Annotated in this window: 26 protein-coding genes; 14 read left to right on the top strand and 12 right to left on the bottom strand. The window is 61.6% G+C overall.

Going from position 1 to position 24,730, the window contains the following annotated elements:
- Positions 1-17: 17 nt before the first annotated feature.
- The 6 genes from epd to ACKPCU_RS18695 all read left to right on the top strand — a co-directional run bounded on the left by epd (position 18) and on the right by ACKPCU_RS18695 (position 5,433).
- Complete coding sequence (gene epd / locus ACKPCU_RS18720; protein ID WP_321349017.1) at positions 18-1,055, top strand: erythrose-4-phosphate dehydrogenase; 1,038 nt, start codon at positions 18-20, stop codon at positions 1,053-1,055.
- 59 nt (positions 1,056-1,114) lie between these two features.
- The gene (locus tag ACKPCU_RS18715) at positions 1,115-2,275 is read left to right on the top strand and encodes a phosphoglycerate kinase (protein WP_321349016.1); all 1,161 of its coding nucleotides are present in this window, start codon (positions 1,115-1,117) and stop codon (positions 2,273-2,275) included.
- A 142-nt stretch (positions 2,276-2,417) separates the two neighbouring features.
- Positions 2,418-3,482, top strand: coding sequence for a class II fructose-bisphosphate aldolase (fba, locus tag ACKPCU_RS18710; RefSeq protein WP_088274425.1), 1,065 nt, complete (start codon positions 2,418-2,420; stop codon positions 3,480-3,482).
- Between the two features lie 48 nt (positions 3,483-3,530).
- The gene (locus ACKPCU_RS18705; RefSeq protein WP_321349015.1) at positions 3,531-3,815 is read left to right on the top strand and encodes a hypothetical protein; all 285 of its coding nucleotides are present in this window, start codon (positions 3,531-3,533) and stop codon (positions 3,813-3,815) included.
- A gap of 30 nt (positions 3,816-3,845) precedes the next feature.
- On the top strand, positions 3,846-4,319 hold the full coding sequence (locus ACKPCU_RS18700) for a hypothetical protein (RefSeq protein WP_104738739.1): 474 nt from the start codon (positions 3,846-3,848) through the stop codon (positions 4,317-4,319).
- 19 nt (positions 4,320-4,338) lie between these two features.
- Positions 4,339-5,433: a PQQ-dependent sugar dehydrogenase gene (locus tag ACKPCU_RS18695; protein ID WP_321349014.1), complete on the top strand. Its 1,095-nt coding sequence runs from the start codon at positions 4,339-4,341 to the stop codon at positions 5,431-5,433.
- Between the two features lie 5 nt (positions 5,434-5,438).
- On the opposite strand, the gene ACKPCU_RS18690 is transcribed toward ACKPCU_RS18695, so the two are convergent.
- A complete protein-coding gene (locus tag ACKPCU_RS18690) occupies positions 5,439-6,467 on the bottom strand; it encodes a helix-turn-helix domain-containing protein (protein ID WP_321349013.1) in 1,029 nt (342 codons plus the stop codon).
- A gap of 201 nt (positions 6,468-6,668) precedes the next feature.
- On the opposite strand from ACKPCU_RS18690, the gene ACKPCU_RS18685 reads away from it, so the two are divergent.
- Together ACKPCU_RS18685 and ACKPCU_RS18680 are read left to right on the top strand one after the other, a co-directional pair.
- Positions 6,669-7,874: an alkane 1-monooxygenase gene (locus ACKPCU_RS18685; RefSeq protein WP_321349012.1), complete on the top strand. Its 1,206-nt coding sequence runs from the start codon at positions 6,669-6,671 to the stop codon at positions 7,872-7,874.
- Positions 7,871-8,038 (top strand): rubredoxin, encoded by a 168-nt coding sequence (locus ACKPCU_RS18680; protein ID WP_104738743.1) that lies wholly within the window; start codon positions 7,871-7,873, stop codon positions 8,036-8,038. Before ACKPCU_RS18685 ends, ACKPCU_RS18680 begins: the two co-directional genes overlap by 4 nt.
- Positions 8,039-8,050: 12 nt before the next feature.
- Here the strand turns inward: ACKPCU_RS18680 and ACKPCU_RS18675 are convergent, their stop codons facing one another.
- The 5 genes from ACKPCU_RS18675 to ACKPCU_RS18655 all read right to left on the bottom strand — a co-directional run bounded on the left by ACKPCU_RS18675 (position 8,051) and on the right by ACKPCU_RS18655 (position 13,688).
- Positions 8,051-9,919: an SLC13 family permease gene (locus ACKPCU_RS18675; RefSeq protein ID WP_321349011.1), complete on the bottom strand. Its 1,869-nt coding sequence runs from the start codon at positions 9,917-9,919 to the stop codon at positions 8,051-8,053.
- Between the two features lie 28 nt (positions 9,920-9,947).
- Positions 9,948-11,324, bottom strand: coding sequence for an ATP-dependent RNA helicase DbpA (gene dbpA / locus ACKPCU_RS18670; RefSeq protein ID WP_321349010.1), 1,377 nt, complete (start codon positions 11,322-11,324; stop codon positions 9,948-9,950).
- 51 nt (positions 11,325-11,375) lie between these two features.
- The gene (locus tag ACKPCU_RS18665) at positions 11,376-11,540 is read right to left on the bottom strand and encodes a hypothetical protein (RefSeq protein WP_170063066.1); all 165 of its coding nucleotides are present in this window, start codon (positions 11,538-11,540) and stop codon (positions 11,376-11,378) included.
- A gap of 162 nt (positions 11,541-11,702) precedes the next feature.
- The gene (locus tag ACKPCU_RS18660; protein WP_104738746.1) at positions 11,703-12,662 is read right to left on the bottom strand and encodes a sensor domain-containing diguanylate cyclase; all 960 of its coding nucleotides are present in this window, start codon (positions 12,660-12,662) and stop codon (positions 11,703-11,705) included.
- Between the two features lie 21 nt (positions 12,663-12,683).
- The gene (locus ACKPCU_RS18655; RefSeq protein WP_321349009.1) at positions 12,684-13,688 is read right to left on the bottom strand and encodes a response regulator; all 1,005 of its coding nucleotides are present in this window, start codon (positions 13,686-13,688) and stop codon (positions 12,684-12,686) included.
- Positions 13,689-13,950: 262 nt separating this feature from the next.
- Between ACKPCU_RS18655 and ACKPCU_RS18650 the strand changes: the two genes are divergently transcribed.
- The 3 genes from ACKPCU_RS18650 to ACKPCU_RS18640 all read left to right on the top strand — a co-directional run bounded on the left by ACKPCU_RS18650 (position 13,951) and on the right by ACKPCU_RS18640 (position 16,608).
- A complete protein-coding gene (locus ACKPCU_RS18650; RefSeq protein ID WP_321349008.1) occupies positions 13,951-15,021 on the top strand; it encodes a GGDEF domain-containing protein in 1,071 nt (356 codons plus the stop codon).
- A gap of 90 nt (positions 15,022-15,111) precedes the next feature.
- Entirely contained in the window at positions 15,112-16,233 is a 1,122-nt protein-coding gene (gene ald, locus ACKPCU_RS18645) for an alanine dehydrogenase (RefSeq protein WP_104738749.1), read from the top strand.
- A gap of 54 nt (positions 16,234-16,287) precedes the next feature.
- Positions 16,288-16,608 carry a TraR/DksA family transcriptional regulator gene (locus ACKPCU_RS18640; RefSeq protein ID WP_104738750.1) on the top strand — a complete coding sequence of 107 codons (321 nt, stop codon included), beginning with the start codon at positions 16,288-16,290 and terminating at the stop codon, positions 16,606-16,608.
- Here the strand turns inward: ACKPCU_RS18640 and ACKPCU_RS18635 are convergent.
- Positions 16,599-17,492, bottom strand: a complete 894-nt coding sequence (locus ACKPCU_RS18635; RefSeq protein ID WP_104738751.1) for an acyltransferase — start codon at positions 17,490-17,492, stop codon at positions 16,599-16,601. The two genes, ACKPCU_RS18640 and ACKPCU_RS18635, sit on opposite strands and share 10 nt — an antisense overlap.
- Before the next feature lie 151 nt (positions 17,493-17,643).
- On the opposite strand from ACKPCU_RS18635, the gene lnt reads away from it, so the two are divergent.
- Positions 17,644-19,284 (top strand): apolipoprotein N-acyltransferase, encoded by a 1,641-nt coding sequence (lnt, locus tag ACKPCU_RS18630; protein ID WP_321349006.1) that lies wholly within the window; start codon positions 17,644-17,646, stop codon positions 19,282-19,284.
- Here the strand turns inward: lnt and ACKPCU_RS18625 are convergent.
- Entirely contained in the window at positions 19,167-19,715 is a 549-nt protein-coding gene (locus ACKPCU_RS18625) for an amidohydrolase family protein (protein ID WP_321349004.1), read from the bottom strand. The two genes, lnt and ACKPCU_RS18625, sit on opposite strands and share 118 nt — an antisense overlap.
- Before the next feature lie 134 nt (positions 19,716-19,849).
- Positions 19,850-21,064, bottom strand: a complete 1,215-nt coding sequence (locus tag ACKPCU_RS18620; RefSeq protein ID WP_321349002.1) for a BaiN/RdsA family NAD(P)/FAD-dependent oxidoreductase — start codon at positions 21,062-21,064, stop codon at positions 19,850-19,852.
- A gap of 115 nt (positions 21,065-21,179) precedes the next feature.
- On the opposite strand from ACKPCU_RS18620, the gene ACKPCU_RS18615 reads away from it, so the two are divergent.
- Positions 21,180-21,425, top strand: coding sequence for a VF530 family protein (locus ACKPCU_RS18615; protein WP_321348999.1), 246 nt, complete (start codon positions 21,180-21,182; stop codon positions 21,423-21,425).
- On the opposite strand, the gene ACKPCU_RS18610 is transcribed toward ACKPCU_RS18615, so the two are convergent.
- Positions 21,400-21,837 carry a YqaA family protein gene (locus ACKPCU_RS18610; protein ID WP_321348996.1) on the bottom strand — a complete coding sequence of 146 codons (438 nt, stop codon included), beginning with the start codon at positions 21,835-21,837 and terminating at the stop codon, positions 21,400-21,402. The two genes, ACKPCU_RS18615 and ACKPCU_RS18610, sit on opposite strands and share 26 nt — an antisense overlap.
- A gap of 202 nt (positions 21,838-22,039) precedes the next feature.
- On the opposite strand from ACKPCU_RS18610, the gene ACKPCU_RS18605 reads away from it, so the two are divergent.
- Complete coding sequence (locus tag ACKPCU_RS18605; RefSeq protein ID WP_321348994.1) at positions 22,040-23,266, top strand: MFS transporter; 1,227 nt, start codon at positions 22,040-22,042, stop codon at positions 23,264-23,266.
- 2 nt (positions 23,267-23,268) lie between these two features.
- Here the strand turns inward: ACKPCU_RS18605 and ACKPCU_RS18600 are convergent, their stop codons facing one another.
- On the bottom strand, positions 23,269-23,889 hold the full coding sequence (locus ACKPCU_RS18600; RefSeq protein WP_321348992.1) for a glutathione S-transferase family protein: 621 nt from the start codon (positions 23,887-23,889) through the stop codon (positions 23,269-23,271).
- Between the two features lie 59 nt (positions 23,890-23,948).
- Positions 23,949-24,722 carry a sulfite exporter TauE/SafE family protein gene (locus ACKPCU_RS18595; protein WP_321348990.1) on the bottom strand — a complete coding sequence of 258 codons (774 nt, stop codon included), beginning with the start codon at positions 24,720-24,722 and terminating at the stop codon, positions 23,949-23,951.
- Between the last annotated feature and the right edge of the window lie 8 nt (positions 24,723-24,730).

Here is a 24,730-nt window from a genome sequence, read left to right as displayed (position 1 = left end):
AGGCGGAGCCTGCTGTTATGTCCCACCCGCGTCCCTATAAAATTGCTCTGAACGGCTATGGTCGGATCGGTCGCTGCGTGCTGCGCGCGCTGCACGAGCGAGGGGACTTGGCGGTGCAGGTGGTGGCGCTGAACGATCTGGCCGACCGCGACAGCATTGAATACCTGACCCGCTTCGACTCCACGCACGGCCGCTTTCCGGGCGAGGTGCGGGTCAGCGGTGACTGCTTGCAGATCAACGGGCAGGCGATTCAGGTATTGCGCGAGGCGGAGCCGGAAGGGGTTGACTGGCGCGGGCTGGATATCGATCTGCTGCTGGAATGTTCCGGCCAGTACACCACCCGTGAACAGGGTTTGCGCTTTGTTCACGCCGGGGTGCCGCGGGTGCTGTTCTCGCAGCCGATGGCCAGCGAAGACGCGGTCGATGCCACGCTGGTCTATGGCGTCAATCACGGCAGCTTGCCGGTGGATGCGCGGCTGGTGTCCAACGCCTCCTGCACCACCAATTGCAGCGTGCCGTTGCTCAAGTTGCTGAATGAGGTGATCGGGCTGGAGTACGTTTCCATCACCACCATTCATTCGGCAATGAACGATCAGCCGGTGATCGACGCATACCATCACGCTGACCTGCGCCGCACCCGTTCGGCATTCCAGTCGGTGATTCCGGTTTCCACTGGTTTGGCACGCGGCATCGAGCGGCTGCTGCCGGAGCTGGCCGGGCGCATTCAGGCCAAGGCCATCCGGGTGCCGACAGTGAATGTGTCGGCGCTGGATATCACCCTGCAGACCGCGCGTGACACCAGCGCTGCTGAAGTCAATGCGCTGCTGCGGGCCGCCGCCGAAGGCGACTACGCTGGACTGCTCGATTACACCGAGCTGCCCCACGCCAGCTGCGACTTCAACCACGACCCGCACTCGGCGATTGTCGATGGCAGCCAAACCCGCGTCTCCGGCCCGCGGTTGGTGAACCTGCTGGTCTGGTTTGATAACGAATGGGGTTTTGCCAACCGCATGCTGGATGTTGCCCAGTACTGGCTGGCGCAACCTGTCGAATGACTTGAGCGCGGCCAACGGCGGCGCAACTGATTAACCCTTATTGAACGAAGGAGCGGGCTATGACCGTACTGACCATGAATGAGCTGGACCTGAACGGCCAGCGTGTACTGATTCGTGAAGACCTCAACGTGCCAGTCAAGAACGGCAAGGTCGCCAGCGACGCGCGTATCGTTGCCTCGCTGCCTACCATCAAGCTGGCGCTGGAAAAGGGCGCCGCGGTTATGGTTTGCTCACACCTGGGTCGTCCGGAAGAGGGCGTGTTCAGTGAAGAGAACAGCCTGGCACCGGTCGCCGCTTACCTGAGCGAAGCGCTGGGCCGTGAAGTGCCGCTGGTGCGCGACTATCTTGGGGGCGTCGAGGTCCAGCCGGGCGAGCTGGTGCTGCTGGAAAACGTCCGCTTCAACAAGGGCGAGAAGAAGAACACCGACGAGCTGGCTCAGCAGTACGCGGCGCTGTGCGATGTGTTCGTGATGGATGCCTTCGGCACCGCCCACCGCGCCCAGGGTTCGACCCACGGCGTTGCCAAGTTTGCCAAGGTCGCCTGCGCCGGTCCGCTGCTGGCCGCCGAGCTGGACGCGCTGGCCAAGGCGCTGGACAAGCCGGCCCGCCCGATGGTGGCGATAGTTGCCGGCTCCAAGGTTTCGACCAAGCTGGACGTACTGACCGCGCTGTCGGAAAAGTGCGATCAGCTGATCGTTGGTGGCGGTATTGCCAACACCTTCCTCGCGGCCGCCGGTTACAAGGTTGGCAAGTCGCTGTACGAAGCCGACCTCGTTGACACCGCCAAGTCCATTGCCGCCAAGGTCAGTGTGCCGCTGCCGGTTGACGTGGTGGTGGCCAAGGAATTTGCCGAGTCCGCCACTGCCACTGTCAAGGCCGTCGCTGACGTGGCTGACGACGACATGATTCTCGACATCGGTCCGCAGACTGCAGCGCAGTTTGGCGAGATGCTCAAAGCCTCCGGCACCATCCTCTGGAACGGCCCGGTTGGCGTATTCGAGTTCGACCAGTTCGGCGAAGGCACCAAGGCGCTGGCGCACGCCATCGCTGCCAGTGAGGGCTTCTCGATTGCCGGTGGTGGTGACACCCTGGCTGCCATCGACAAGTACGGTGTTGCCGAGCAGATTTCCTATATCTCCACCGGTGGTGGCGCCTTCCTCGAGTTCGTCGAGGGCAAGGTACTGCCGGCTGTCGAGATTCTGGAGCAGCGTGCGCGCTAAGCGCAGCTGCAAGCCTCAAGCTGCAAGCGGCAAGGGGTGACCAGCCTCAGGTCAGGCGGGTAGACTGTCGGAATCGCCCGGACAGCTTGCCGCTTGGGGCTTGTCGCTTGCCGCAACGACTTTTTTAACGGAGAGATTGATTATGGCTCTTATCAGCCTGCGCCAGATGCTCGACCACGCCGCCGAATACGGTTACGGCGTGCCCGCTTTCAACGTCAACAACCTGGAGCAGATGCGCGCCATTATGGAAGCGGCCGACAAGACCGATTCCCCGGTGATCGTGCAGGCCTCTGCCGGTGCCCGCAAGTACGCCGGTGCGCCCTTCCTGCGCCACCTGATCCTGGCCGCGATCGAAGAGTTTCCACACATTCCGGTGTGCATGCACCAGGATCACGGTACCAGCCCTGACGTATGCCAGCGCTCGATCCAGCTGGGTTTCAGCTCGGTGATGATGGACGGCTCGTTGAAGGAAGACGGCAAGACCCCGGCCGACTACGACTACAACGTCCGCGTGACCCAGCAGACTGTGGCGTTCGCCCACGCCTGCGGTGTGTCTGTAGAAGGCGAACTGGGCTGCCTGGGCAGCCTGGAAACGGGTATGGCGGGTGAAGAAGACGGCGTTGGTGCCGAAGGCGTGCTGGACCACAGCCAGCTGCTGACCGATCCGGAAGAAGCCGCGGCCTTCGTCAAGGCCACTCAGGTTGATGCGCTGGCGATTGCCATCGGCACCAGCCACGGCGCCTACAAGTTCACCAAGCCGCCGACGGGCGATGTGCTGTCAATCGAGCGCATCAAGGAAATCCACAAGCGTATTCCCAACACCCACCTGGTGATGCACGGCTCCTCCTCGGTTCCGCAGGAGTGGCTGAAGGTGATCAACGAGTTCGGCGGCGACATCAAGGAAACCTATGGCGTGCCGGTCGAAGAGATCGTCGAGGGCATCAAGCACGGCGTGCGCAAGGTCAACATCGATACCGACCTGCGTCTGGCGTCCACCGGTGCCATGCGCCGCATGATGGCCGAGCACCCGAGCGAGTTCGACCCGCGCAAGTTCTTCGCCAAGACCATCGACGCCATGCGCGACATCTGTATCGCCCGCTACGAAGCCTTCGGCACCGCCGGCAATGCCTCGAAGATCAAGCCGATCTCCCTGGAAGGCATGTTCCAGCGTTACGCCAGCGGCGAGCTGGAAGCCAAGGTTAACTGAGCACTGAAGGGGCGGCGCAAGCCGCCCTTTTTGCAACAGGACAGAGATATGAGCAATCAGGACGAACAGGACGACGAGTCCTTCGCCGAGGCCCGCCTGATCGAAGCGATCGAGAATCAGCTGGCGGCAGGCGAGCCGGCTGCTGCGCAGGCAACCATGAACAAGCTGACGCTGGTCGGCTATGCGCGCGAGGATATTCTCGACTTGATGGCGCAGGTTCTGGCCCACAGCATCAATCAGATGCTGGAGCAGGACAGTGCTTTTGATACTCCCGCCTACGAGCAGGCATTGCGCAATCTGCCGACCTTGCCCGATGGAACTGACGCGAGCTAAGCGCTCGCACTGTGTAACAGGATAACGACAATGAAATTGATGACCGTGCTGCGGATCGTCTTCCTCTATCTGCTGGCTGTGCTGGTGGCGACCCTGCTGGGCTCCCTGGTACAGACTCAGTTCAATCTGGCTGCGCTGCAGGCCATGGATGTGCCGGTTGATCTGGCCACCCGCATGCAGACCAGCCTGCAGGATCTGCTGTCCTTCACCCCGATTTTCGTCATCATGGTAGCGGCCACCCTGCTTCTGGCGCTGCCGCTGGCCGAGGCGCTCGGCCGCATCTTCAAGCCCTGGCGCTGGCTGCTGTATTTCCTCGCCGGTTTCGTCGGTATCTGGGCGGCCTTCAGTCTGGCCAATACCCTGCTGCCGATGCCGACCTTTATCGCCGCGACCCGTGAAGCGCCCGGTTTGCTGAGCATGATGGCCGCTGTTGGTCTGGGTTCGGCGCTGTTCGGCCGTTTGACAAAACCCAAGGCGCGGCGCGGATTGCGCGTGCTCGGTTGAGTCTGCAAGGAGACAGTTTATGAACAGACGTACTCTGATTGGCGCCGCTCTGGCGCTCTCTACCGGCTTCGCCAGCGCAGCGGATTACCGCATCGAGACCGTGGCCGACGGCTTGGCCAACCCGTGGTCGCTGGCGTTTCTGCCCGACGGCGGCATGCTGGTGACCGAGCGAGCCGGCCGCCTGCGCCTGATCGATGCTGATGGCGCGCTGCGCGCCGAGCCGGTTGCCGGTGTGCCCGAGGCCTTCGTCAACAGTCAGGCAGGCCTGATGGAGGTGGCGCTGGCACCTGATTTCGCTGAATCTGGCGAGCTGTTCCTCAGCTACAGCTGCGGCACGCTGGAAGCCAACCACACTTGCTTGGCGGCGGCGACCTTCAATGGCACGGCGCTGGAAAATGCCCACGAGATCTTCCGCGTGCAGCCAGCCAAACGGGGCAGCGCGCACTATGGTGGGCGCATCGCTTTTCTGCCAGACAATACCCTGCTGCTGACGCTTGGGGATGGCTTTGATTACCGCGAGCAGGCGCAGAACACCGGTAACCATCTGGGCAGCATCGTGCGCCTCAATCGCGATGGCTCGGCGCCGGCTGACAATCCCTTTGTGGTGCAGCAGGGCGCGTTGCCTGAGCTGTACAGCATCGGCCACCGCAATGTGCAGGGGATCCTGGTGGACGGCGAAGGTCGAGTGTTCAGCCACGAACACGGCCCGCGCGGTGGCGACGAGCTGAACCTGATTCAGGCTGGACATAACTACGGCTGGCCGAAGATCACCTACGGTGTCGATTACAACGGCGCGCAGATTTCGCCCTACACCGAATTGCCGGGGCTTGAGCAGCCGCTGACCTACTGGGTACCGTCAATTGCGCCCTCCGGTATGGCGCTGTATCAGGGGGATCTTTTCCCTGAATGGCAGGGCAACTTGCTGATCTCTGCCCTGGCGGGCAAGGAAGTCCGTCGAGTGGTGCTGGATGGCGAAAAGGTCAGCGCTCAGGAGTCGCTGTTTACCGAGCTGGGTCAGCGCTTTCGTGATGTGCGCAGCGGCCCGGATGGGGCCGTCTATCTGTTGACCGACAGCCCGGCTGGCAAGGTGCTGCGGGTACTACCGGCCAACTGAAGCTGCTAGCTGGTTGCCTGGCTGCGTTGCCGGTAGGCGCGCGGCGGGCAACCCAGCCAACGCCGGAAGGTGCGGCTGAAATTGCTGGTGTCCTGATAGCCGAGCCGCTCGGCAATCAACTCCACGCTCAACTCCGTATGCTCAAGCAGCCAGCACGCCTGATCGCTGCGAACCTCGTCCAGTAATTGCTGAAAGCGCACGCCTTCGTTGCCCAGGTGGCGAATCAGTGTGCGCGGGGTCATGTGCTCCAGCTCCGCCATTTGTGCCAAGGTAGGGTAGCGGTACTCACAGTTCAACAGACGTTTCTTGATCCGCTCACTCAGGTCGCCACCACGGCGCTGGTGCTGCAACTGGTGCTCGCAATCGCGCAGAGCCTGGCGGTGTACGTCCGGATCGGCGCCCAGGCATGCCTGTTCAAACAATCCTGCTGGCAGGTGCAAGCGCAGTGCATCGCTTCCGAATATCCATCTTCCGACATAACCGGCGACCTGACCTGCCCAGTCCGGCCGCGGCAGCGGCCACTCGAGGGTGACCTCCTGCTGCAGCGGCTGGCCGCTGACGGTCTCCAGCAGGCGCAACATGGCATTGGTGAAATGGCCGAGCACGTATTCGCGTAGCCGCAGCGGCATTTGCTCTTCGTCCAGCCGCAGAACGGGTGGCTCATGCTGCTCGATAACAAAATGGCCAAGGTGCTGGCGCAGGGTGGAGTACTGCTCAATGACCTCGACCGCGGCACCGATAGTCGGGGCGGTGACTGCGGCGTATCCACCGGGTCCGTGCGCAGAGACATCGGTGTGCATGCCAACGGCAAAGCCGAGACCGGGGTGGCCGGTCAGAGCGATTGCGCTGTCGAGTAGCTTGCTGAGCGTTTCCAGGCTGAGGAACTGGTTATCCTGTTGCAACGCATCCCAGTCGACGTCGCTGGCGGCGCGGATGGCATCAGCGGTGAAACCGAGGCGTCGGAGCTCAGCGTGTACCAGGCGCGTATAGACAGGGTGTGCAGCTGGACTCAGCCAGGACTGGTCGGGGGGCATGGTCGGCCTTGCTGTTATTGTTGGTTGAGGGGACGCGTCCACTGCCTGTCACAATATGACGGTTTATTGCCGCTTGCAACGGGTGGAGCTCTGCGGCTGCAAGCGCATGATGCGATCAGGCACTTATTGCTTGCGGGCGTACGAGCTGCAGGCAGTGCGTGTGCTGTATCCCTGAAAACACAACAAGAAGAGGGTGAAGGCATGACTTCTACCGCTGCAGCTCCGAGTGGCCTAGCTGGCTATGTCGACCGCAAGCGCCGGCTCTGGCTGTTCTCCCTGGGTGTCCCCATGCTGGCGCTGGTTGGGCCGCTACTTTATGTGCTGGTCTCGCCGCAGGTCATCTGGCTGTGGATTTCGACCATCTTTGCTTATGTCGTCATTCCGGCGCTGGACGGCGTGCTTGGCGAGGATCTGAGCAATCCGCCGGAAGAGGCGGTGCCTGCGTTGGAAGCTGACCCCTATTACCGTTACGTGACCTATGCGCTGGTGCCGATTCTCTGGATCAGCTTTTTGGTCAATATCATTTTCCTCGGTTATCACGATCTGCCCTGGTACGGCACCCTGGCGGTGATTATTTCGACCGGCGGCAGTCTGGGCTTCGGGCTTAACTTGGGCCATGAAATGGGCCACAAGAAGACCGAGCTGGAACGCTGGCTGGCCAAGATTACACTTGCCCTGGGCTTTTACGGACACTTCTTCGTCGAGCACAACCGTGGCCATCACCGTGACGTGGCGACGCCGGAAGATCCTGCCTCCTCCCGGATGGGGGAGAGCATTTACCGGTTCGTGTTCAGAGAAATGCCCGGTGCCTTTTTTCGTGCCTGGGATCTGGAGGCACAGCGGCTGGAGCGCTGCGGCAAGTCAGTCTGGAGTCTTGAAAACGAGGTGCTGCAACCGGCGCTGATCAGTGCGGTGCTGTATGGTGGCCTGATTGCCTGGCTGGGCATCGAGATCCTGCCGGTGATGATGCTGATTGCTTTCTGGGGGGCGTTCCAATTGACCCTGGCCAATTACATCGAGCATTACGGCCTGCTGCGGCGCAAGGAGCCAAGTGGGCGTTACGAGCGCTGCCAGCCGCACCATTCCTGGAACAGCAATCACCTGTTCTCCAACTGGGCACTGTTTCACCTGCAGCGTCACTCCGATCACCATGCTCATCCGACCCGACGCTATCAGTCGCTGCGCGACTTCCCGGACCTGCCGCGGCTGCCAAGCGGGTACTTCGGCATGTATCTGCTTACCTACTTCCCGCCGCTGTGGTTCAAGGTGATGGACAAGCGCCTGCTGGATGCGGTTGGGCATGACCCGTCGCGGATCAACTTTCTGCCGGCCAAGCGCGAGATGCTGATACGACGTTACGGACTGGACAATGGCGCAGCGCCGGAGGGTGCGGAGGTGGCCGCATGAGTCGCTATCAGTGCCCGGAATGTGGTTACGAGTATGACGAGGCGGCTGGTGATCCGCATCAAGGCTACCCGGCCGGCACCCGCTGGGAGGCGTTGCCGGACAGTTTTACCTGTCCGGATTGTGCGGTGCGTTACAAGGAAGACTTCAAGCCCGTTGAAGACTGACGCCGTGGCCGCTCACAGCGGCCATACCCACAGCAACATGGGAATGCCGATGGCGACCACCAGCAGTTCCATCGGCAGGCCCAGCCGCCAGTAATCGCCAAAGCGGAAACCGCCCGGGCCCAGAATCAGTGTGTTGTTCTGATGGCCAATCGGCGTCAGGAAGGCGCAGGAGGCGCCGATGGCGACGGCCATCAGAAAACTGTCCGGATTGACGCCCAGCTGACTGGCGATGCTCAGTGCAATCGGGCACATCACGGCGGCGGTCGCGGCGTTGTTCATGAAGTCGGACAGCGTCATGGTGACCACCAGCATCAGGGTCAGGGCGATCACCGGGTTGCCCTGGGCCACATGCTCCAGCAGCGTACGTGCCAATACGTCGGCGGCGCCGGTGTCGGCCATGGCTGCGGCCAGCGGCATCAGCGCCCCAAGCAGTATGATGATAGGCCAGTCGATCGCCTCGTAGATGCGCCGCAGCGGAATGACGCGAGTCAGCATGTAGCCCAGTACCCCGGCGGTAAAGGATACCGCCGCGGGCAGCACGCCGAAGGCAGCGAGGGCCACGGCGCCAATCATGATCGCGACTGCGGTGATCGCCCGGCGACGGTCCGGTATCAGGATCGAGCGGGCGGCCAGTGGCACGCACCCGTATTCAGTAGCAAAGCCGGCGATGGCTTCAGCGTCGCCCTGCATTAGCAGCACGTCGCCGGCCTCAATTTCAGTCCAGCGCAGCCGGCGAATGGAGCGGTGGCCCTGGCGCGAGATGGCCAGGAGGTTGATACCGAAACGGGTGCGCAGGGCAATGTCCGATGCACTGCGGCCGAGAATGGCAGCGCCGGGCTGGACAACCAGTTCCTGCAGGGCTATATCGTCGCTGTGACGGGCCGCCGGCTTTTCCTGCTCTTTTTCTTTTTCCGGGTTGGCTGCCGCAGCGGTATCTGTGCTGGCGTCTGCTTCGGACGCGTCTGCGTCGTCCTTGCTGTCCCTGTCCGGCTCGACCGCTTCTTCCAGTTTTAGCCCCAGACGGGTCAGTGAGGTCCCCAACGCGTCCGGTTCTGCCTCGATGACCAAAATATCGCCTGCATGTAGCCTGCGGCTGGGCAGCGGTGCGACGACGCGAAAGTCGTTGCGTACCATGCCGACGATCTGTGCATCGCTGTCTTCCAGCATCTGCTCTACTTCGCGCAGTCGTTTGCCGTCGGCCTTGCTGTCGGCATCAATGTGTACTTCTGTCAGGTAGGTGCCGGTATCGAAGTTGCTGGCGTCCGACTGGGGGCGGTGGGGCACCAGCCAGCGGCCGGCAATAACCGCCAGCAAAACGCCGCCGGCGGCGATGCCGAGACCGACCGGGGTGAAGTCAAACATGCCGTAGGCACCCAGTTCGGTCTGCGCGCGGAAGCCGGACACGATCAGGTTGGGCGGCGTGCCGATCAGTGTGGTCATGCCGCCAAGAATGGTGCCGAAGGCCAGCGGCATCAGCACCTTGCCGGGCGGGATGTCGTTGCGACTGGCGAGTTGCAGTGCAATCGGCATCAGCAGCGCCATGGCCCCGACGTTGTTCATGAAGGCGGAGAGCGTTGCGCCCAGCAGGGTCAGTACGCCGAGACCAAGCAGGATGCCGCCGCGCTGGGGTAGCGCTCGCTGTGCCAGCGCTTCGACCGCACCGGTGGTCTGCAGGCCCTTGCTGAGGATCAGTACCGCGGCCACGGTGATGACCGCCGGGTGACCGAAGCCGGCGAAGGCCTCCGCGGTCGGGGTCAGGCCACACACCACGCAGGCCATCAGCGCCGCCAGCGCGACCACGTCATGACGCCAGCGGCCCCAGAGGAACAGCCCGACGGTACAGGCAAGAATCAGCAGAATCAGTTGCTGGCTGGCGTCCATGCGTGGGCAGGCCTCCCGGGTTGGTTATTCAGATCAGTCGTACCTTGAAGCGGCGACCCTTGATCTTGCCCTCTTCCAGGCGCTGCAGCGCCAGTTTGGCCTGATCACGGCGGATGGCGACGAGGGCCTGGTAGTCGCTGATACTGATCTTGCCGATTGCGTCACCGCTTAGGCCCGCCTCGCCGGTCAGGGCGCCGAGCAGGTCGCCGGGGCGCAGCTTGTCCTTGCGGCCGCCGGCGACTGCCAGTGTGCGCATGGGGGCAATCAGCGGCCGGTCCGGGCGCTCCGGCAGGCGTTCGATATCCTGCCAGTTCAGCTCGCCGTAGGCTTCTTCGATCGGGCGCAGGCGCTTGAGTTCGCGCGGGGCGACCAGACTCAGCGCCAGGCCGGGCTGGCCAGCGCGGCCGCTGCGGCCTATGCGGTGGACGTGGGCCGCCGGGTCGGCAGCCAGCTCGACGTTGATGACTGCCGCGACGCCGGCGATGTCGATACCGCGGGCGGCGACGTCGGTGGCAGTCAGCACGCTGCAGCTCTGGTTGGCGAACAGCGCCAGTACCTGGTCGCGCTCGCGCTGTTCCATGTCACCGTGCAGCGCCTGCGCGCTGATACCTTCCTTGTTCAGATAGTCGGCCAGCTCCTGGCACTGCTGGCGGGTATGGCAGAAGGCAATGCAGGGTTGCGGACGGTTGGCTGCGAGCAGGCGCAGTACGGCGGCAAAGCGTTGCTCTGGCAGGATCTCGTAGAAGCGTTGCTCAATCGGGTTTTCCGGCGCGGACTGTTCAATCCGCACCTGCGCCGGATTACGCTGAAATTCGCCAGTTAGCTGTTCCAGACTTTCAGGGTAAGTGGCCGAAAACAGCAGGGTCTGGCGGCGGCTCGGTGTCTGCTGGATGATCTCGCGGATGGCGTCGACAAAGCCCATGTCGAGCATGCGGTCGGCTTCATCGAGCACCAGGCAGTTCAGCTTGTCGAGGTTCAGCGTGCCGCGCTTGAGGTGGTCCTGTACGCGTCCGGGCGTACCGACGATGACGTGAGCACCCTGTTCGAGTGAGGCAGCCTGCGGGCCGAAGGGGACACCACCGCTGAGAGTCACGATCTTGATATTGCCCATCCCGCGGGCTAGCTTGCGCAGCTCATCGGTGATCTGGCCCGCCAGTTCACGGGTCGGGCTGAGTACCAGTGCCTGACACCCGAAAAAGCGCGGGTTCAGCGGTGTCAGCAAGCCGATGCCGAACGCAGCAGTTTTGCCGCTGCCGGTGGGCGACTGGGCGATCAGGTCCTGACCGGCCAGAATCGGTGGCAGTGCCTGTGCCTGAATCGGCGTCATGCGTTGATAGCCAAGCTGGGTAAGCGTTGCCAGCATGCTTTGCGGCAGTGGCAGGGTATTGAACTGATCGGAAGTCACGGCAGGCGCCCTTAGGACCGGGCGCTGCAGTGTAGCAGAGAAGCGCTGTGCTCAGCGACGGATGCGGGTCTTACGAAAGCCACCATGACTGGCGAAGTGGCCGGTGTCGCCGGTTAGCCAGAAGCGGGTAGCCCGGTAGGCTGCCTGCAGTTTGCTGGTGTGGTAGCTGCGGGTTTTGCTGTAGGCCCAGCGCCAGCCACGCTTGCGAGCTTCCATGGTCGTAAGCCTTATCTCGACATAGTGTCACGGGATCGTCAAAAATCAGCCACAGTCGCGGCGTCATGCCGATTTTGTCTTGTTTTTGACGACTTTCAAAGGAGGCTGAGAGCATAGCGTCATTTTGACACTATTGGAACCGGTGATCGCTAGCGGCCGATTTTACTGGCCGCCATCCAGGGTTACCCGGTTTCGGCCTTGCTCCTTGGAGACATAGAGGGCTTTATCAGCGCGCTCCAGCAGAGCCTGATAACCGGGCATGTCATCGCCGATGGCGGCAACGCCGAGACTGACGGTAAAGGTCAGTGGCGAGCCTTGGTAGTCGAGGACCTTTTGTTCCACGGCGTGACGCAGCCGTTCGGCAAACTGGGCGGCTCCGTCCAAGGGAGTGCCTGGGAGTAGCACCACAAACTCCTCTCCGCCGTAGCGCCCGGCAAAGTCGGTTTCGCGTACCAGCTGAGAGGTGATTTCCGCGACGGTACGGATCACCTCGTCCCCAGTCTGATGACCGTAGGTATCGTTGACCCGTTTGAAATGGTCGATATCAAAGATGACCAGGCTCACCGGGTTGTCGTAGCGCTGGTGGCGGGCGAATTCCCGTTCCAGGCATGATTCCCAGTAGCGGCGGTTGAGCAGGCCGGTAAGACCGTCGCGCAACGCCAGCTCTTGCAGCTTGGTGTTGGCAGACTCGAGTTGCCGCTTGTTGACCGCTACACCGGTCACATCGTAGATGATCAGGCAGACGTGATCGGTTTTGCCGGTGGAACTGCGCAAGGGCAGGATGGTGACGTTCTGGTACATCTCGTCGGCTAGCCCGGTAATTGGCTGGTAGCTCTTGAAATGCACCAGGTTGGGGCGTTGCTCCCAGATCGTAAACGCGCGGGTGCCGAGCATCACGGCCGTTTCAACCTTGTGGGTGAACCAGCTTTGATCGATCTCCGGAAACAGCTCAAACAGAGACGTCCTTGACGCCCGCTCTGCGCTGATCCCGGAGTGGTTTTCCATGAAGCTGTTCCAGACTTCGACGTTGTAGTCGCGATCCAGGACCACGACACCGACATCGATGCTCTGCACGATGTCGAGAAGCCAGTGAAGTTCATTGATATCGATAGTGTCCGGCATGTGCTGTGCCTGCGCCCTTGATCAATCGATCATGTAGTCGAGCCGCTCCCGTAGCTTGGGTACCGAATCCTCGGTAAACAGCAGTAGCAGGTCGAAATGAATATCGAGATTTTCCAGACCGTAGCTGATCTCCACTGCCAGTGTACGCTTCCAGCGGCGCTGGTTGATGCGAATCAGGTCTTCGATCGGGCAGTGCTGACCGAGCACCAGCGGATGGCCTTGCGAGAGAGTAATGTTCAGTTGTTCGGACAGGCCGTTTAGGCAGGCGCCAATGATAATGCTCGCCAGATCAAGCAGCATCTCCAGTTGAGCGCCTTCGTCGCGCTGGGTATTCAGCAGCTTGGCAACGTCGTCGATTTCCGAGTCGTGGAAGATCAGCAGAGCTTCGCCGGCGATACCTCCGCCAATGTAACCCTGGCAGATGGCGGACAGGCGTGCGTCGCGCTGGGCATCGGCCAGTGCCATGTGCAGCTCCCCCACTTCAAGAATATTGACGTTGGGAATCGGCAGTTGGATAAAGACGCCAAGTACCCGACCAAGCAGTTCGGCCGCGCGCCCCATGGCAACGTTGGACACTTCCCGGAACGCATCGCGGAACGAGACGTTTGGCAGGGAACGGTAAACATCTTCTTCGGCTGCGTGCAGCGGTTCCATCGGCACGTCGACACCGAGGGTGTTGAGCGCTTCGGCCAGTTGTATCGGGTCTGCCGGTTTCTTGATGAAGGCGCGGGCACCGAGCGCCTTGGCGCGACGCACGGCTTCATCCTGAACGTCGCCGGAAACGACAATGACCTCTGGCGTAAGGCCTTCTTCGCGCAGCGCGGCCAGCACGCCAAAGCCGTCCAGTTCCGGCATGGTCAGGTCGAGCAGCACCACCTGACCATTGCCCTGGCGAATAGACTCCAGGCCTTCGACTCCGTTGCAAGCCTGGCTGATTCGGAATGGCCAGTTTGCCGGCAGGGCTCGGATTAGCTGCTTCCGAGCCATGTTCGAGTCGTCGCATACAAGCAAGGGGATGGCACTCACGGCATTATCCTTGTTGCTAATCTGTCCGGCAGGAGTTCAGTTGAGGGCGAGATGGCCGATAACAGCAGATGGCCATCAAATAACCTATCTGCCAAGCATGACAACTTATTGAACAGTTGAGAAGGGACTCGGGGAATATGCCAAGCGTTTTTCCGGGGAAATTCGGGTATTTTGCGACTCATGGCTGATTTAACGGCGGATAAACGGATGAATCAACACGACACGCTCGCCGTTCTGCCCGGCTTGCTGGTGGAGGGATACCGTGGCTGACAGGCTTGAACGGAATGTACAGCACCGGCGGACGGTGCTGAGGGCTTTGCTGTGGATTACCACCATCGCCGGCGTTGTTTTTGCCATCATTAACATACAGCGCGACGTTTATCTGTTGGCGGTGCTAGAGCTGATCTATGCTGGCTTTGCCGCCTGTCTGCTGCGGTTCGTCAACACGACTCCCCATCTTGGAGCCTGGACCACCGCTTTTCTGGTGCCGTTTTTCTGCATCATGGAGATCGCTCTGGTTCTGCCGCAAAGCTCGTTCACGGTATTCACCTGGATTCAGACCATCCCGATCATCTCCTATCTGCTGCTCGGCAAGCGCGGTGGTTTCTGGATGTCGTTGATCTTCATCAGTCTCGGTGTCGTGGCGTTCAATGTGCGGTATGTCACCGAGGCGAGCCTGCTCAATATGGTTGTCATGGCCAATATCGGCTTCAGTAGCCTGGCGGTGATGATCTTCTCGCACATTTATGAAAGCAGCCGGGATGACAACGAGCGTCGCCTGATTGAGCTGGCCGGCACTGACAGTTTGACCGGGCTGGCCAATCGCATGCGCCTAGCGGAGACCTTCAAGAGCATGCGCAACCAGGCAGAGCGCAATAACCTGCCGCTGTCGCTGGTCGTGCTGGACCTGGATAACTTCAAGCAGGTCAATGACCGCTATGGCCACGAGGTGGGCGACAGCGTGCTGCAGCGCGCGGCAGCACTGTTTCAGGATCGGCTGCGGGACTCGGATCTGGCCTGCCGGCTCGGTGGCGAGGAATTTGCCCTGCTGTTGCCAGGAGCCTCGCTTGAGCAGGCGGCGGATCTATCAGACGGGTTGCGCCAGCGACTGGCTGATACCCCGGTTGCCGCCGGCTATGACACCCTGAGGGTGACGTTCAGTGCCGGCGTGGCTTCTCTTGGGGAAGATGGCGACAGCCTGAGCGAACTGCTCAAGACCGCCGACCGGAGAATGTACGAGGCCAAGGGCAGCGGCCGAAACCAGGTGGTCGCGGCGGGGCAACGCTACGCGCTGAGTGCGGCCAGTACAGCGCCGGAAGAGCGTTCTGAATAAAGAACGATTCGTTCAAATTATTTGTCAATCATGGCGGCTCTTCTACACTGATCAGTAAGTCACTGAGCGGATTAGAGGAGGTAGCACGTCATGCGAATCGGCGTTCCCCGCGAGATAAAAAACCATGAGTATCGGGTAGGGCTGACACCTGCCTCGGTGCAGGAGCTGGTCGGGCACGGGCATGCGCTGCTGGTCGAGGCAGGGGCCGGTGAGGCGATCGGTTACCACGATGAACTCTATCGACAGGCCGGTGCTGAGTTGGTCGCTTGTGACCAGGTATTCAGCGACAGTGACCTTGTTATCAAGGTTAAGGAGCCGCAGGCCGAGGAACGTCTGCGCCTGCGACCGGGGCAGACCCTGTTTACCTATCTGCATCTGGCTCCGGACCCCGCGCAAACCCATGATTTGCTTGCATCCGGGGCCACCTGCATTGCCTATGAAACCGTAACGGATGCGGCTGGGCGCTTGCCGTTGCTGGCGCCGATGTCGGAGGTCGCTGGGCGGATGGCGATTCAGGCTGGTGCCAGCTGCCTGGAAAAGGCCCATGGCGGACGCGGCGTTCTGCTGGGTGGGGTGCCTGGAGTGCCGCAAGGACGGGTGGTCATCCTTGGCGGTGGTGTGGTCGGCAGCAATGCGCTGGCGATGGCCGTCGGACTGGGGGCGCAAGTTCAGGTGCTCGACAAGAGTGCCGACGTGCTACGTCGGCTTGACGCTCAGTATGGTAATCGGATTCAAACCCTGTATGCGACTAACAGTGCCGTAGAGGACGTACTGTTGCAGGCGGACCTGGTGGTGGGAGCCGTGCTGGTGCCGGGGGCCTCCGCACCCCGCCTGATCAGTGCCGAGATGGTCAGCCGAATGCCGTCGGGTAGCGTGCTGGTGGATGTTGCCATCGATCAGGGAGGGTGCGCCGAGACCTCACATGCAACGACCCACGACGATCCAACCTATATTGTCGATGGGGTGGTGCACTACTGTGTTGCCAACATGCCGGGGGCCGTCGCCCGTACCGCGACCCAGGCGCTGAACAACGCCACCTTGCCTTTTGTGCTGGCGCTGGCGAACCAAGGAGTGGCCGCGGCCTTGCGGGCTGATCCGCATTTGGCCAACGGACTGAATGTCAGCCGGGGCGCGCTATGCAACCGTGAAGTCGGGGCGTCACTGGACTTGCCGGTGCAGTCACTCGACGAAGCGCTATCAGCGATGGCATGAATGGTCGCAGGTGCGTCGATTTAAACGCAAGTAATCTGATGGGGGCAAACTATCGTGGACAACCAGACCGCCGCAGTGAATTTACGGACCCTGTACGACGAGTATGCACAGCGTCTGGATGCGCTGGAACGTGATCTGCGCAGCAGCCATTCAGCGGACTCTGCAGAGCAGGCGCAGGAGCGTGAAAACGACGATGTGATGCGGGCGCTCAGGCTGGAAGCAGAAGCTGGACTGCGTGACGTGGAGGCGGCGCTGCAACGGCTGCGCGAAGGGCATTATGGGCGTTGCCAGCGCTGCGGTGGCGAGATAGCTCCGGCGCGCCTGCGTGCCTTACCGGCGACGCCCTGGTGCGCGGGCTGCGCAGATCAGGCCTGATTGGCCTCGTCGCGCAACTGGTCGATACGCGCATCCTTGCGCAGCCAGAGATCAGAGACCCAGCGCTGGAAGCGTTCCCGGTAGTGCGGGTCGCCAGTATAGTCGCCCTGCAATAGCGCCTCGGGCAGCTCGCATTCGTGGATGTCGACGATCACGTGTGCGACCTGACCGCTGACCAGGGCCCAGAAGCCGGGAGGGCGTGCGCCGGGATACACTATGGTGACGTCCAGAACGGTCCGCATCTGTTTGCCAAGTGCGGCAAGAACAAAGGCAATGCCGCCGGATTTAGGTTTCAGCAGGTTGCGGTAGGGGGACTGCTGCTGTGCGTGCTTGGCCGGGGTAAAACGCGTGCCTTCCAGATAGTTGACCACTGTAACCGGCAGCCCCTGGAACTTCTCGCAGGCGCGCTGGGTGATCTCCAGATCCTTGCCTTGATCTTCGGGGTGTTTTGCCAGGTGCGCCTTGCTGTAGCGTTTCATAAAGGGGTAGTCGAGCGCCCAGAAGGCGAGTCCGAGAAACGGCACCCAGATCAGCTCGCGTTTGAGGAAAAACTTGAAGTAGGGCGTCTTGCGGTTGAACGCCTTGACCAGTGCCGGGATATCGACCCAGGACTGATGGTTGCTGATGACCAGATAGGAATGTTGCTGGCTGAGGTTGGCATCACAGCGGATATCCCAGTGGGTGGGCGTCAGCAGTGCGAAGATTGCCTTGTTGCCCTCTGCCCAGGTTTCCGCGATCCACATGACGGCGGCGGAGCAGAGCCGCTGTAGCGGCGGCCATGGCAGCAACTTGACGATGCCGATTAACAGCATCGGGCCGATGCCTATCAGCGTATTAAGCAGTATCAGCAGGCAGGTCAGGATGCCTGTCACCCAGTGCGGCATAGCGATTCCTTCGCGTAAAACAGAGGCTAGCATAGCGAGTTTTTTGCCCCCGCGGCCAGTCTGTGTTCACCCGTAAGGGTGATGTGCAGCCGGGTGGGGCGCTTCTATCGTCGGGACCTGACGGGTTCGCGTTGCAGCCTTTGGAGTGGGCATGGGTTCTGCCGGCAAGCTTGATATCTGTTTCCTCTATCGTCGTGCGGCGGGTTTGCCGATAGTGCGTCGGCGGGGGCAGCAATTGCTGCTGGCGTTGCTGTCCGGTGCGCTGCTGTGCCTGCCCTGGGTCGATGGCAGCCTTTACTGGACGGCCTGGTTTGGCTGGTTGCCGCTGCTCTTCGCGCTACAGGGCGTGTCGTTGGCCAGAGCGGCGCTGCTGGGGTGGCTGGCGGGGAGCGTGTTCTATCTGGGCACAGCCTACTGGATGGTCCACTTCGCGGTGTATCTCAAGGGGTTGTCGCTACCTGTCAGCGTTCTGCTGGCAGCGTTGTTCTGGCTCTATTGTGGTGCCGCTATCGGGCTCGGCTGCCTGGTTTATCGCTGGCTGGCCCGGCGTCTTCCCCAACTGGTATTACTCAGTTTTCCGCTGTCTATCGTGGGTGTCTGTGCCTTGTTCCCCGGGCTCTTCGATATTCGTTTCAGCGAGACGCAAGTGGCCTTCCTGATCGCGATTCAGGGCGCTGATATGGTTGGCGCCAAGGGGATGGATCTGCTGATCCTGCTGGTCAACGGGTTGATTTTTCAGTTGTTGGTGGGGCTGCGCGGGCGCGTGGCGTCAGCATTGGCCGGGGCTGGTGCAGTGCTGGTGCTGGGTTGGTTCGGCTACGGCTGGCTGGCGCTGGCGCATTGGGATGCGCAGGTCGCCGACTGGCAGCATATGCGGGTTGGTCTGGTGCAGCCCAACGATGCGCCTACCCGCCGTATTCCCGCTCCGCCTGAAGGCTACTCCAGGCAGTATCCCGAAGAGATGGAGGCCACCAGCCGCCTGGCGGCAGCCGGTGCGCGTTGGGTTGCCTGGCCTGAGGCTCGTTACAAGGGCTACTTCGATCATCAGAGTGTCCGTCAGGCCTACACCGATCAGGTTCTCGCGATGGGCACCGATCTGCTGTTCCATGATGTGGAAACCCGCAATCGCCATGCCGAGCCGATCAGTTACAACACGGTAGGCTGGCTGCGCCGCGATGGCGAGCTGGCAGGACAATACCGCAAGATGCAGCGCGTACCCTTTGGTGAGTATCTGCCGGCGTTCTGGCAACTGCCCGGCATCAGTGCCCTTGCACACGCCGTGCTGGGTGACTACCTTCGGCCGGTCGGGGCAGGGGATATGCACACCAGCTTTGCCATCGACGGGATGCAGGTGGTGCCGAAAATCTGCTATGAGACCGCCTTTCCTGCGTTTATTGCCGACGCGGTCGGGGAAAACGTCAATGGCAAGGTGCTGCTGTTTGTCTCCCAGGACAACTGGTTTGGTGAGACCTCGCAGCCCTTTCAGCACCGGGCCATCTCGATCATGCGTGCGGTGGAGAATCGGGTACCGATGCTTCATCTGATCAACAACGGCCCGTCGGTTGCGGCGGCGCCGAGTGGGCGTCCGCTGGCGGGTACGCCAGCCTTTTCGCGAGCCGAGTTGCTGGTTGATTTGCCCTACTCGGTCAGTGCGCAGCCCAGTTTTTATGGCCGTCATGCCGGTCTGCTAGGCCAGCTTTGGCTGGTAATGCTGGCGGCACTGATACTGCTGGCGTTGCTGACGCCCCGTCGGCAGGTGGGGCTTACCCCGTGCAATTGCGAGTCGTCGTAATTGAAGCCAATCAACAGGTTCATCTCGCGTGCCTCGGGGTGGGCAGCGAGGTGCTCACGCAGTGCCGTTTGCAAGTCGGCAATCGAGCTGCCCGGACCGTCGGGCGGTGGCAGGAGGTTGGCGGAGATGGCCTGCAAGCCAACCATGCTGAAGTGGCTGTGCGCATCGAAGAACGCAGGCAGCAACGCATGCCCCTGCAGGTCACGCATCGTGGTATGCGCCGCACGGTGGGTGCGTTCGATCTCGGCACGCGAGCCGACACCGATGATTCTGCCCGCGGCAATGGCAACCGCCTCGGCGCGCGCTTGTTGGTCATCCATGGTCAGGATTGGGCCGCCCAGGTAAATGCTGTCGGCTATTTGCCCGGTGGCAGCGGTTGCCGGGATGCTGGCGAAAAGCACCAGGGCCAGTAGTGTGCTGCGTACAGTCATGGCGCATCTTGCTCCGTTTGGCCAGCCGCCGGAATGGGGCGAAGCCGAGGCTCCTCAGCTGGAGTGTAGACGGCACTGCAGCAACGACACGGAAACCAACCGTCTTTGCTGTTGCTCGGTAGGTATTGCCCGACTCAGGCGAACTGGCCTGCGGTGTAGCCTGATGACCAGGCCCACTGGAAGTTGAAGCCGCCGAGATGGCCGCTGACGTCTAGCACTTCGCCGATGAAGAACAGGCCGGGACACTGTTTGGCTTCCATCGTCTTGGAGCTGACGTCGTCGGTGCTGACACCTCCCAGGGTAACCTCGGCGGTGCGGTAGCCTTCTGTGCCGGAGGGCTTGAGCTGCCAGCTGTTGAGCTTCGCCCCGATCTCGCGCAGCTGTCGATCCGGCATTTCGGCCAGCGCAGTATCGTCGTCGGCTGGCCACCAGAGCGCCTGCAATTCGGCTACCAGCGACTTGGCCAGATGGATGGCCAGGCGGGTTTTCAGTCGGCTGCGCGGTTGTTGCTGTTTTTCCTCCAACAGCCATGCGGTGGCATCGAGGCCGGGGAGCAGGTCGACGCTGAGGGCGTCGCCCGCCTGCCAGTAGTTGGATATCTGCAGCATGGCCGGGCCGCTCAGGCCCCGATGGGTAAACAGCATGGCCTCACTGAAGTGCTGGCCGTTGCAGCTGACCTCCACATCCAATGCCAGTCCGGCCAGCCGCTCGCAGATTGGCTTGAGCTGGTCGCTGAAGGTGAAGGGCACCAGCCCGGCGTGTCGCGGAACCAGTTTGAGGCCGAACTGCTCGGCCAACTGATAGCCAATGCCGCTACCGCCGAGCGTCGGGATCGACAAACCGCCGGCTGCCACCACCAGCGACTGGCAATACAGCGTGCCGGGGCGGCCCTGCTGTTCGACGCTGAGGACGAAGCCACCATTATCGGTCCGGGTAACGGTGCTCAACTCACAGTGGGTACGAATTTCCACGCCGGCCTGCAGGCATTCGTTCTCCAGCATGTCGAGAATCGGCTTGGCCGAGTCACGGCAGAACAACTGCTGGTGTTTGCGCTCTTCATAGTCGATGGCGTAGCGGCCGACCATGGAGATGAAGTCCCACTGGTTGTAGCGCTTGAGAGCCGACTTGCAGAAGTGCGGGTTGGCGGAGATGAAGTTGTCTGCCTCGACGCTGTAGTTGGTGAAATTGCAGCGCCCGCCACCAGACATCAGGATTTTCTTGCCGATACGGTTGGCGCGCTCGATCACTAGTACTCGGCGTCCGCGCTGGGCTCCGGTGGCAGCGCACATCAGGCCCGAGGCGCCGGCGCCGAGTACGATCACGTCAAAGTCGGAGGCGGGCTGGGGCACGTTGAACTATCCGCGAGTGGCAGGGTGGCTGGAAACGGCGAATTCTAGCATTTTTGGGGTGTCAGCGCGGGGCTGGCGTAGAATGGTGGTTTATCCCGTTATCGAGGCTTGTCGCATGTCTTCCACCGCTCCGCCGGACCACAGTAATGCTGATCCGCTGCACGGTATCACCCTCAAGGTGCTGCTGCAGTGGCTGGTTGATCGCTATGGCTGGGACGAGTTGGGGCGGCGGGTGCCGATCAACTGCTTTTTGCACGAGCCCAGTCTCAACTCCAGCCTGAAGTTTCTGCGTCGCACACCCTGGGCGAGGGTCAAGGTGGAAGCGCTGTATATTGCTAGTTTGCCAGCCAGCCGAGGGTGACTGCTGCCAACACCAGGTAACGTCCGCCCTTGGCTATCAGCACGATCAGGGTGAAGCGCCAGAGCGGTTCGCGCATGACGCCGGCGACGATGGTTAGCGGATCGCCGATGAACGGTGTCCAGCTCAGCAGCAGTGACCAGAAACCCCAGCGGTGATAGGCCTGCTGGGTGCGGTGCAGGCGTTCGGGCGTCAGCGGGAACCAGCGCCGTTGCTGGAAGTGTTCGATATAGCGGCCCAGCCACCAGTTGATCATGGCGCCCAGCAGATTGCCGGCGGTCGCCACCAGCAGCGTCAGAGTCAGGTCGTAGCGCTCCGTCAGCAGCATGCCGACCAGCACCACCTCGGACTGCAATGGCAGCAGGGTAGCGGCACCCAGTGCAGCGAAGAACAAACCGATATATCCAGCCAGCAAGGCGCTTATCACCCGATTACGGCCCCATCGCAGGTAATTGCATGAGCGGGGATGATAGCGCGACAGGCAGTGGATATCGCCTCGGGGATGTTACTAAAGAACAAATCATTCTTAATTTCCAGAAAAGTCGAAATACCGGTTCACCCCGCAGTCCAAAGCGTGAATAATGCCCCGCTCTTTTTCTTGCTGTGCTGGAGTGTCCATGCCGGAACTGTCCGCTGATCTCACCAAACTCGCTGCTTACTCCACCGGCCGGCGCCTGTCCTGGCTGATTCTGCTGGCGTTGGCTGTTGGCGGATTTGGTATTGGTACCGGTGAGTTTGTAATCATGGGGCTGATGCCGACCATGGCCGCAGACCTCGGCGTAAGTGAGCCGCAGGTGGGGCACGTCATCAGTGCCTATGCGCTGGGTGTGGTGGTTGGCGCGCCGGTTCTGGCGGTGTTTGGCGCTCGCCTGTATCGGCGTCACCTGCTTTTGCTGTTGATGGGGTTCTTTGCCCTTGGTAATGCAGCGACTGCTTTGGCACCCGGCTACCATTCACTGATGTTGGCGCGCTTTGTAACCGGCTTACCTCATGGTGCCTACTTCGGTGTGGCTGCTCTCGTCGCCGCGTCCATGGTACCTCCTCATCGACGCGCCGCTGCCGTCAGCCAGGTGATGCTCGGACTGACCATCGCCATTCTGATTGGCAACCCGCTGGCGACGCTGGTCGGCCAGTCTATGGACTGGCGCTACGCTTTTGTTGCGGTCTCTGTCATTGCGCTTGTGACCATTGGCCTGATCGCCTGGTTTCTGCCGCTGGATCGCAGTGAGCGTCGCAGCAACCCGTTGGCGGAGCTGCAGGCGTTTCGGCGTATTCAGGTCTGGTACGCGTTGGGTATTGGGGCAATCGGCTTTGCCGGCATGTTCTGCGTGTTCAGTTATCTTGCGGTAACCCTGCTGGAGGTCACGCGGGTGTCGCCGCTGGTGGTGCCGGTGGCGGTAGCGACGTTCGGTGCTGGCACTCTGGCCGGCAACCTGCTGGGCGGCTGGCTGTTCGAGCGCCTTCAGTTTGGCGCTGTAGGCGTGGTGCTGATCTGGAGTGTGCTGGTGCTGCTGTTCTTTCCGTTCGCCGTGCAGACCTTGTGGAGTGCGCTGCTGGCGGCCTTTTTGGTCGGCACCATGGTCGCCCTGTCGCCGCCCCTGCAGACCCGCTTGATGGATGTGGCCGCCGATGCCCAGACCCTGGCTGCAGCCTCGCATCATGCGGCGTTTAATGTAGCCAATGCGCTTGGTCCCTGGCTGGGCGGACTGGCGATCAGCGCCGGTCTGGGCTGGACGGTGACCGGTTATGTCGGTGCCGCCACGGCGGCGCTGGGCATGCTGCTGTTTCTGCTTGCCTGGCAGCACCAGCGGCAGCACCCGGAGGACCTGCGTCCCGGGCGCTGAACTCAGGCCTCAGCGATGTTCGCGTCGTTGAACGCGTTGGCACGCTCTGCCGCCGGGCGTTCGAAGGCGGCGGCAATATAGTCGGCAAAGCCGGGGCGTTCGGGCACGATGCCTTCCTGCATCGCCCAGCCCAGCTGGGACGACAGGTACAGGTCGGCAGCGGTGAAGTTGTCGCCACACAGCCAGGGGCCACCGAGCATCGCCTGTTGCAGGGTATCCAGGGTTTCGTCGAAGCTGCCGAAGCCAACCATGCGCGCGCGCTCCGGAGGCACTTCCCAACCCAGTTTGCGGGCGGTAATGGCTTGCTCCAGCGGGCCCGCGGCAAAAAAGAACCAGCGCAGGTAGGCAGCGCGGCGTGGGTCGTCGACTGGCGGTGCCAGTCGATGGCGCGGAAAGCGGTCGGCAAGATAGGCGCAAATGGCCGGGCACTCGGTAATCAGCAGGTCGCCGTGCATCAGTGCCGGCACCTTGCCCATCGGGTTGATCACGCGATAGGCGTCGCTTTTCATGTCGTCGCCGTAGCGAATCCAGATGGTTTCGTAGGAAACCTGCAGCTCCTCCAGCATCCAGTGCACCATCCGGCCGCGTGATTGCGGATTGCTGTACAGGGTGAGTCCATGCATGGGTGATTCTCCATTACTGCTCATTCAGTGTTAAGCAAGCATAGTCGTTGTTTACCGGGTCACCAGTCCAGCAGCACCTTGAGCAAGCCGATACTGCTGACGCTCAGCAGGGTGATTCCGAGCACACGAAAGAAGCGGCTGCTGTCACCTGCCAGCATGCGGTTGTGGAAGCGCAGGCCAATCAAATGTCCGACGGTAACACAGGGTAGCAGCCAGAGATGATGAATCAGTTGCAGGTCCACCCCGGCCCAGACGAAGGCCGCCATCTTGATGGCAACCAGTACGAACCAGAGCACGAACAGCGTGTCGCGCAGCTTTTCCTTGGCAATATGCTGTGCGGCGACGGCAATGATCAGGGGCGCGCCGATCAGCGATGTGCCGCTGATGTAGCCGCCCAGCATGAGAAACAGGGTGTCAACCAGCCGGCTGTTGCTGCGAAACGGCCGGTTGAGAATGTAGGAGACGGCGTAGCCCGAGACGATGACGAAAATGATCATGCTCATGACGTTGGCCGGCAGGGTCAGCAGGCCGAAGACGCCGATAAGTTTGGGTACTATCATCACCGCCAGCATATGGCCGAGATAGCGCCAGTCGACCGTCCCGCCATCAGCCGGACGCGATGCCGCACGGTTGTTGAGAAAGACTGTGAGCGATGAGAACAGCAGCAGGTGGGCGGCAATTAGCGGCAGGAACACCAGCGGGTCGTCGTGCACCAGCAGCAGAAAGGGCAAGGAAAGCACCGCGCCACCGAAGCCCAGTCCGGACCGGACAAAGCCACTCCAGACGAAGATCAGGCCGATCAGCAGATACCGCGTCAGGGTCAGGTCGGTCATGGTTCGCC

This window comes from Halopseudomonas oceani (genome assembly GCF_963677335.1).
GTDB classification, from domain to species: domain Bacteria; phylum Pseudomonadota; class Gammaproteobacteria; order Pseudomonadales; family Pseudomonadaceae; genus Halopseudomonas; species Halopseudomonas oceani.
Note: the sequence above shows the minus strand (reverse complement) of the source record. Positions and strands in the feature narration are given on the sequence as shown.

What these genes read in the sequence shown, in the direction of transcription:
- fba (WP_088274425.1), top strand. Translation starts at nt 2,418, where the DNA reads ATGGCTCTTATCAGCCTGCGCCAGATGCTCGACCACGCCGCCGAATAC.
- ACKPCU_RS18625 (WP_321349004.1), bottom strand. Translation starts at nt 19,715, where the DNA reads ATGACTGTACGCAGCACACTACTGGCCCTGGTGCTTTTCGCCAGCATC.
- ACKPCU_RS18705 (WP_321349015.1), top strand. Translation starts at nt 3,531, where the DNA reads ATGAGCAATCAGGACGAACAGGACGACGAGTCCTTCGCCGAGGCCCGC.
- epd (WP_321349017.1), top strand. Translation starts at nt 18, where the DNA reads ATGTCCCACCCGCGTCCCTATAAAATTGCTCTGAACGGCTATGGTCGG.
- ACKPCU_RS18605 (WP_321348994.1), top strand. Translation starts at nt 22,040, where the DNA reads ATGCCGGAACTGTCCGCTGATCTCACCAAACTCGCTGCTTACTCCACC.
- lnt (WP_321349006.1), top strand. Translation starts at nt 17,644, where the DNA reads ATGGGTTCTGCCGGCAAGCTTGATATCTGTTTCCTCTATCGTCGTGCG.
- ACKPCU_RS18685 (WP_321349012.1), top strand. Translation starts at nt 6,669, where the DNA reads ATGACTTCTACCGCTGCAGCTCCGAGTGGCCTAGCTGGCTATGTCGAC.
- ACKPCU_RS18680 (WP_104738743.1), top strand. Translation starts at nt 7,871, where the DNA reads ATGAGTCGCTATCAGTGCCCGGAATGTGGTTACGAGTATGACGAGGCG.
- ACKPCU_RS18595 (WP_321348990.1), bottom strand. Translation starts at nt 24,722, where the DNA reads ATGACCGACCTGACCCTGACGCGGTATCTGCTGATCGGCCTGATCTTC.
- ACKPCU_RS18690 (WP_321349013.1), bottom strand. Translation starts at nt 6,467, where the DNA reads ATGCCCCCCGACCAGTCCTGGCTGAGTCCAGCTGCACACCCTGTCTAT.
- ACKPCU_RS18675 (WP_321349011.1), bottom strand. Translation starts at nt 9,919, where the DNA reads ATGGACGCCAGCCAGCAACTGATTCTGCTGATTCTTGCCTGTACCGTC.
- ald (WP_104738749.1), top strand. Translation starts at nt 15,112, where the DNA reads ATGCGAATCGGCGTTCCCCGCGAGATAAAAAACCATGAGTATCGGGTA.
- ACKPCU_RS18695 (WP_321349014.1), top strand. Translation starts at nt 4,339, where the DNA reads ATGAACAGACGTACTCTGATTGGCGCCGCTCTGGCGCTCTCTACCGGC.
- ACKPCU_RS18700 (WP_104738739.1), top strand. Translation starts at nt 3,846, where the DNA reads ATGAAATTGATGACCGTGCTGCGGATCGTCTTCCTCTATCTGCTGGCT.
- ACKPCU_RS18600 (WP_321348992.1), bottom strand. Translation starts at nt 23,889, where the DNA reads ATGCATGGACTCACCCTGTACAGCAATCCGCAATCACGCGGCCGGATG.
- ACKPCU_RS18635 (WP_104738751.1), bottom strand. Translation starts at nt 17,492, where the DNA reads ATGCCGCACTGGGTGACAGGCATCCTGACCTGCCTGCTGATACTGCTT.
- ACKPCU_RS18715 (WP_321349016.1), top strand. Translation starts at nt 1,115, where the DNA reads ATGACCGTACTGACCATGAATGAGCTGGACCTGAACGGCCAGCGTGTA.
- ACKPCU_RS18660 (WP_104738746.1), bottom strand. Translation starts at nt 12,662, where the DNA reads ATGCCGGACACTATCGATATCAATGAACTTCACTGGCTTCTCGACATC.
- ACKPCU_RS18615 (WP_321348999.1), top strand. Translation starts at nt 21,180, where the DNA reads ATGTCTTCCACCGCTCCGCCGGACCACAGTAATGCTGATCCGCTGCAC.
- ACKPCU_RS18665 (WP_170063066.1), bottom strand. Translation starts at nt 11,540, where the DNA reads ATGGAAGCTCGCAAGCGTGGCTGGCGCTGGGCCTACAGCAAAACCCGC.